At 44.3% G+C, this 6,000-nt stretch carries 11 protein-coding genes; 1 reads left to right on the top strand and 10 read right to left on the bottom strand.

The features are described from left to right. Window positions 1-17: 17 nt before the first annotated feature. The 10 genes from HGR01_RS41770 to HGR01_RS41725 form a co-directional block, all read right to left on the bottom strand. Window positions 18-1,898 (bottom strand): type IV secretory system conjugative DNA transfer family protein, encoded by a 1,881-nt coding sequence (locus HGR01_RS41770; RefSeq protein ID WP_045874682.1) that lies wholly within the window; start codon window positions 1,896-1,898, stop codon window positions 18-20. Further along, window positions 1,895-2,401: a hypothetical protein gene (locus HGR01_RS41765; protein ID WP_045874683.1), complete on the bottom strand. Its 507-nt coding sequence runs from the start codon at window positions 2,399-2,401 to the stop codon at window positions 1,895-1,897. Before HGR01_RS41765 ends, HGR01_RS41770 begins: the two co-directional genes overlap by 4 nt. Before the next feature lie 28 nt (window positions 2,402-2,429). Next, window positions 2,430-3,104 (bottom strand): hypothetical protein, encoded by a 675-nt coding sequence (locus tag HGR01_RS41760; RefSeq protein ID WP_045874684.1) that lies wholly within the window; start codon window positions 3,102-3,104, stop codon window positions 2,430-2,432. Between the two features lie 5 nt (window positions 3,105-3,109). After that, a complete protein-coding gene (locus tag HGR01_RS41755; protein ID WP_228045560.1) occupies window positions 3,110-3,463 on the bottom strand; it encodes a hypothetical protein in 354 nt (117 codons plus the stop codon). Between the two features lie 83 nt (window positions 3,464-3,546). Continuing rightward, window positions 3,547-3,813, bottom strand: a complete 267-nt coding sequence (locus tag HGR01_RS41750) for a hypothetical protein (RefSeq protein WP_045874658.1) — start codon at window positions 3,811-3,813, stop codon at window positions 3,547-3,549. Continuing rightward, the gene (locus HGR01_RS41745) at window positions 3,810-4,013 is read right to left on the bottom strand and encodes a hypothetical protein (RefSeq protein ID WP_045874659.1); all 204 of its coding nucleotides are present in this window, start codon (window positions 4,011-4,013) and stop codon (window positions 3,810-3,812) included. The genes HGR01_RS41750 and HGR01_RS41745 overlap by 4 nt, the downstream gene beginning before the upstream one ends. Window positions 4,014-4,047: 34 nt before the next feature. Next, complete coding sequence (locus tag HGR01_RS41740) at window positions 4,048-4,266, bottom strand: hypothetical protein (protein ID WP_045874660.1); 219 nt, start codon at window positions 4,264-4,266, stop codon at window positions 4,048-4,050. After that, a complete protein-coding gene (locus HGR01_RS41735) occupies window positions 4,244-4,387 on the bottom strand; it encodes a hypothetical protein (protein WP_155539670.1) in 144 nt (47 codons plus the stop codon). Before HGR01_RS41735 ends, HGR01_RS41740 begins: the two co-directional genes overlap by 23 nt. Before the next feature lie 74 nt (window positions 4,388-4,461). Further along, on the bottom strand, window positions 4,462-5,025 hold the full coding sequence (locus tag HGR01_RS41730; protein ID WP_045874661.1) for a hypothetical protein: 564 nt from the start codon (window positions 5,023-5,025) through the stop codon (window positions 4,462-4,464). Continuing rightward, the gene (locus HGR01_RS41725) at window positions 5,022-5,396 is read right to left on the bottom strand and encodes a hypothetical protein (RefSeq protein WP_045874662.1); all 375 of its coding nucleotides are present in this window, start codon (window positions 5,394-5,396) and stop codon (window positions 5,022-5,024) included. Before HGR01_RS41725 ends, HGR01_RS41730 begins: the two co-directional genes overlap by 4 nt. A gap of 303 nt (window positions 5,397-5,699) precedes the next feature. Between HGR01_RS41725 and HGR01_RS41720 the strand changes: the two genes are divergently transcribed. After that, window positions 5,700-5,882 carry a ribbon-helix-helix domain-containing protein gene (locus HGR01_RS41720; RefSeq protein ID WP_045874663.1) on the top strand — a complete coding sequence of 61 codons (183 nt, stop codon included), beginning with the start codon at window positions 5,700-5,702 and terminating at the stop codon, window positions 5,880-5,882. Window positions 5,883-6,000: the final 118 nt, after the last annotated feature.

Below are 6,000 nucleotides of genomic sequence, written 5' to 3'. Positions count from 1 at the left end.
ACCATCCGTCCCGATTACTACTTAATTGCCCCATACCTGCCTTGGTCATCTATATTTACTATCTCCAGTTGCACTAAACCAGCCAGTGCCTCTCTAATCTGCTCCGTACTGTAACCATTACGCTTTAACGCCCCCCTGATATCATCCACTTCCTTATAGCCCTTCCCTTTGAGATAGTTGAGAACCCGTTGCTGCAACTGAGTTAACTGCACAACTTCTTCTTTCACCTCAACTGGCATCTGTGGCGATTGGTCGATATCAAACTCAAGCAACAGAATGGTGTTTAACTGCTCTGGTGTATACCCAGATAGCTTAACCTTAGACTGTTGCCCTGGCTTGTAATGCCTGATATCAGGCAAGATATCTAACTGCATCGGGTCAACCGAGATAAAAATCAACGGTTGCCCCAATTGTTTCGACTGAGGCTTAAGCTGGTTGTACCGTGCCTTCAGTGCTGCCCTAACTTCAGCATCATCAACAATTTTGGCGTTGGTAATGAGATTGAGTAACACCCCGTAGCTGTCATTAACCGTGCCATCCTCTTCTACTGAGAAATTACCCTGAGCGATAATATACAGGTTCTTTCTAATATTGCTGTCCCCCAGTCCCAGCGCAGCCAAGTTAAAACTCTGAGTGTCAATGAGCAAGCAGACGTTTAACTCACGCCCTACAGTAATGATGGTGCTGATTTTCTTAAGATAAGGACTAAACCACTGGTCATCCTTACAGGTTTCATAAATGCTATGCCAGTCAGCCAGGATTAACCGCACAGGCTGATTGTCAAACTCGTGGCGGCGATATTCAGTTACACGACGGCGGTGATCATAGACGTTGTAAACCTCGTCAATTGCCGACATTGCAGCTTGGGGGGAAAGCGGGTCAAACAGTAGCACCCGCCCTTTCTTGTCTAGACCGCAAAAACTGTCATTCTTTTGGGCGATGGCCCAGACATTAGCATTGGGGAAACGCTGGAAAAACTTAGTGAGCATATAGCTTTCAGTAACGCTCTTCCCTGCCCCCGTACCACCCACAATCAAGGTTGAGCGCTTGGCTCCTAAAATGCGATTTAGTGGTTCTAGCGTAGGGCTAGTGTTCTCAGTTGGCTGTTTCTGGTTTGCTTGTCCCGGTTCAGGAGTTGCGGTTTCATCCCCAGTCATCGCCTTTGTGTCTTTTTCGCCTTCTACCTTATCACTAGGGTCAACAATTCCCTGTAGCGTCTGGGTTCCTTCCAGATATGGGGTTTTCTGAGATTTGAGAAAGTTGATGTATTCTGCCTTCTCCTCCTCACTCATTCCCGCCGTTTCTGCCTCAAATAATTGCCCTTTGACGTTGTGACCAGTAATTTCTACCTCAGCACTAGCCAAAAGTTCTGCCTGCTGAATAACGGCGGTGTGGTCAGTGCCAGCCAGCATCACCTCTGCTTCACCCTGTACCCGTGCCACTGCTAAATCGGTTTCTTCTGTTATCCGGCGATACTGGCTCAAAATCCGCTCTGATTCCTGGAGGTGGCGCAACATCCAACCAGATGAGGCAAAACCCAGAAATGCGCCGAACGCCCACAGGGGTTTATATGGATTAGTTGGGGAAATAGTGCGAAACTTTACCGCAGAATCTGGTCTGCCGTCCTCACCCCACTTGTCCCATTGCTCTTGGGTCATTTTAAATGGTCGATTCTGGCTGTCCTGGCATTGTAAGGCAGACTGCCTTACCTGTAAGCAGAACTTCACTTGTGTAACCATCATGCCAGTGTAGGCAGTTGCACCGCATCCAATACCCAGCGCTAGGGAAAAGGTGATCCCAGTTACTTTGCGGTCAAAACTCAGGTTATCAAACCATTGCATTGCCTGACTGTGCTGGCTTCTGGCGACTGCTTCATGTGCGGGAGTTAAAAATCTCATCTTCTCCTCCTGCCAACAAAAAACACGAAAAACGCCACAATCAGCACTGGCAGTCCCCAAACTGGTAAATTATTCTCTGATTGAGTGGGGTGAAGTTTTTCTAGTTCTGAGTAAAACCGCTGTTGGCTGGTGTGACCGCCAATATAATTGCCAATGGGTTCTGATAGTGCGGTAAATCCTGCTAAAGATGCCGATGCACCTGTCATGATGTGCGTGAATCGCTTTGAAGATTCACTGGCGGCGGTAGCTGTGAAGTAAAAATGTGAAACTCCAATTGCCAGCACGAAACCCAAGGGATGTACCCCCATAGCCCGAAAGGTAAATATTACCGCGCTGTTAAGACTTGCACCCCCAACCAGTTCGCACAGGTTAGCCCAATGCCTAAATGAGCGTTCTTTGTTGTTTTCTGTAACTTCTGGTTGTGGCTGTTGTTGAGGCCCATAACCATCTCCCCTATATAAAAAAGGGGAGATGTTGACGGGTTTATCTGGTTTCGCCAACATTCTCCCAATCTCCCAACTAATTCAATGACTATCGATTTCTAATTGCTTCCCAGATGCCACCAAAAGCACTCCAGTTGCTTTTAGGCTGATTGGTAGCAACTTCAACAGGTATCTGTTCTGATTGCTGGGTAAAGGAACCGTAGCGAATGCGCTCTAGTAGCTGTTTTCTCTGCTGCTGCAAGTTAGACTGTATGCTCTGCCTAGTTTCATAAGTGGCTTGTTTACTTTCAATGGTTTGCAACTGCTTGGTGTGCCTGTAAAACTCAATTTGCAAATCCTGGTTTAAGTCGCTGGCAATCTCAGTTAAGGTGTTACGGCGTTTTTGCTCAATTTTGGTGATGGCTGCACGGTCACGGGCATCTAGCACAGCCATTTCGCTATCGAATTGGGCATTAACTTGTCTAATTTTGGCGATCCCTTGGGCGACTTTTGAGCTGAACTGTTTGCGTAAATCAGTCCATGTCACCTGACCTTGATTAACCTTAGCCAAGGATTCCAGATATTTCTGGGCATTGGCTAGGAAAGGTTCTACGTACTGGGCTAATTGTTCTGCACCGTTGGCACGATTAGCAAATTCCTCCAGGCGGGAAACATCTCCTAAGTAGTGGAGAATATCAGCTTCAACATCTCCCCAGTCTTTAGCACGGCTATCAATGGCTTTTGAATGTACTGCGGAACTGTTTTTAATTGGTCGAAAGTCCATTGTCACTACTCCCCAAAGCTGAAGTTTTCTGGTTGACGGTCAGTTGTACCTGAGTCTCGCCAGTAGTCCATGTCCTCTAATCGGTCATAGATGCGGGTGGCCCGTTGTCGCAGTGGGTCATCAAAATCATTACTAATTAAGTCAAAGCGATTTTCACCAAATGCCAGTAAGTTGGCTGTGTCCGGGTCAATGCCATTCCCTAGGAATTGACCAAATGCCACGCTGTATGGATGAGCGTCAATTGTGGTGTGGGTTGCTAGAAATTCAACGCCTGTAAAAGGTGGGTATGGCGGCTCAAAATCTGGTGTCTCTATTTGTAGTTCTGAGTCTGGGTAAATAAATTCTTCGTTGTCTTTCATTGCTAAGATCCATGTTGTGTCTATGATGCGTAGATGCAAGGGGGGCGATCTCCAAGCTTGCCGGCGAATGCGATCGCTCTCCATTAAAAAAGTGAAAGTTGCACTGCATTACTGCTCACCACCTCGCTACCAGGAACCATATCTGGCACTTCATAACAACGGGTCAGTAGTTTTTGGTGGTTTAAGGTTATATCTGCCTTCTTCCTTTGTCCTTCCAAAGGGCAAAATATGTACTGGGGATGCTGGATTGTCCCTTTTGTGTACAAGTAGCGGTAAAGTGTGCCGTCAATGTGATAGGTTTTGCGGCTACTGAGTAGGGTGCTATCCCAAACCCTGAGTAAATCTTTCATGGGCTAAATCTCTCAAATTTTGATGCATCTAAAATTGTGCATTCGGTTATTTCAGTACACAAATCATTAAGTGCTTGACAAGCATCCCCAATCGTTACATCTGGGGTATAGTTCAATCTTTGAAAGTGTGGATGCTGCCTAATATCAGTGAGTAATTTTTGAGCAGTATTGACCAATTCCGGTAGTGGTTGATAGTTCATTTTCATCTGCTACATAGTTGAAAACTTTCTGTTCTTAAGAAGGGCGCTTGTAGCTACAAAGGGGCAAGTATTTAATCTCAACATCTTCAGATTGCTGGAGATTTTTGGTTTGCTGCCAACTGGTATATGCGTAGCTGCCAACAAATAAAGGAACAACAATACAACCCATCAACATTAACGGATTTACCTTAAATGCTTGCCAATCTTTAGCTGACTCTAAACTGCGAAATTTAGCGTCGATTTTGGCTGACATACATTGCTAACCCTACTGCGAATAAACCCATACCTAGAGGGGAAATAACTGCTGCTACACCACCGATTAGAGACAGGGTAGCTACACCAGAATAAAAACAAGTCTCAGTGATTATGTGCATTTTTCTCTCTCTTGCAGTACTTAACAACAAAGATAAGAAGCGACTATCAGACAATGCTAATCTGTAGGCAATATCTAGATATTTGCTGCCAGATTCATGATTTCTTCTAGTGACTTCTGAGCAGTCCGTTGTTTCGGGGTAATTCCCCGTTGGGCTAAAAAATCGTTAGCATCAATTCCTTTGATGGAGTGAGCAGCAGTTGTAAATTCATTCGCTAACTCATCTAAGTAATTCTCTAAACCGTTTCTAATTGTGTTTGAATGAATGTGAACAAAGTTATTTACAACTGATTGACCACTGATAAATGCCAAGGTGGAAGTGATTTTATCAATGGTTAAGGTGTAGTTACCGACAAACTCACTTAAAGCATTCAATGTTCCATTGATGATTTTTTGTTGCTCTGGAATAGGTAGAGTATTGTTAGTTGATGGAGCAATCGCGGCTATTTCTCCAGTTTGTTCTTGTTCGGCTTTCTGTTTAAGGACTTGAGTTAACGTTTCAAAGGAAGCAAAGCTAATTTCTTTGAGGCTGTCAAAATTATCTGGATGAGATTCTTGCAAAGAGAATCTAATAATTTCTTCTGGCATTTCCAACAGTTCGCAAACTTCTTTGATAGAAATCATATCTAGAGCATTCATGCTGCATTACCTCTGGTGACTTGGTTAAACTGTGCTTGAAACTTGGCGGGGCTGAATTCTTGGGGATACTTTTTGATGTAGTTCTTTACCCGTTCAGCCGACTTGAGATTTTGCATGACGCGACCAACGCGACTTAAAACCCAGCTTTGGTATGGTGACAATGGGCAAGAGCGGTCTGTACTGCCATCCGCTTTGACTGGGTAGGCTTGGCGGTAGCTATCTATGCGGTAAAGGGCTATACCGTCCCAACTGACCAAAGTTGAACGAGCAACGTTAAGAATTCTTGCAAGTTCAGATTTCGTAACATAACTTGAACAAAACAAACCTGGGGAATCTAAATCCAATCCCCGTGAGGAATTTGACGCTTTCATAGAGCATCTATTGATTAATGGGCAAATAGTGATTGATAGCCAGTGATGGTTACTGGCAGCTGTCAGACAGGTATCTGAAAGTCACCGTTACAAAGTAATGTCCACAAGCCGAAAGGTTGAAATTATTGGCTTTTCCTCGCTCGTTAGGCAAGTATCAGCTAACGGTGCTTGCTGTTTTTCTGTCTTGTCTGTTATCTTAATCTATAGCTTCCGAAGCTGTCAAATAAAAACTATAGCTTCGGAAAATATACACATTAAACAAGCTTCGGAAGATACTGAAGATATCTAATATCTTCTGAAGCTATGGGTCAAACCAAAAAAGCAAAGATAACTTTTACTTGCTCTCACGAACTCAGAGAAGAACTCGAAGCTATAGCCGAATCAGAGGATCGTACTTTGTCGAATCTTGTAGAGCGTTTGGTGACGAAAGCCCTACGAGAATACAGGCAATCTTCTTCAATGGATGAAGGTAAGGGAGTAGCGTGACCAACTCAGAGGGAAAACAACCGACTTTGTTGAGTAATGTGAAGCAAAAAATCAGGTCTTGTTAGATATAAGACGGACAGAAGTTCTGTAAGATCAGGCAAGACGTAAATAAAGCTTG

Origin of the sequence: Tolypothrix sp. PCC 7712, from assembly GCF_025860405.1 — a bacterium.
GTDB lineage: Bacteria > Cyanobacteriota > Cyanobacteriia > Cyanobacteriales > Nostocaceae > Aulosira > Aulosira diplosiphon.
Note: the sequence above shows the minus strand (reverse complement) of the source record. Positions and strands in the feature narration are given on the sequence as shown.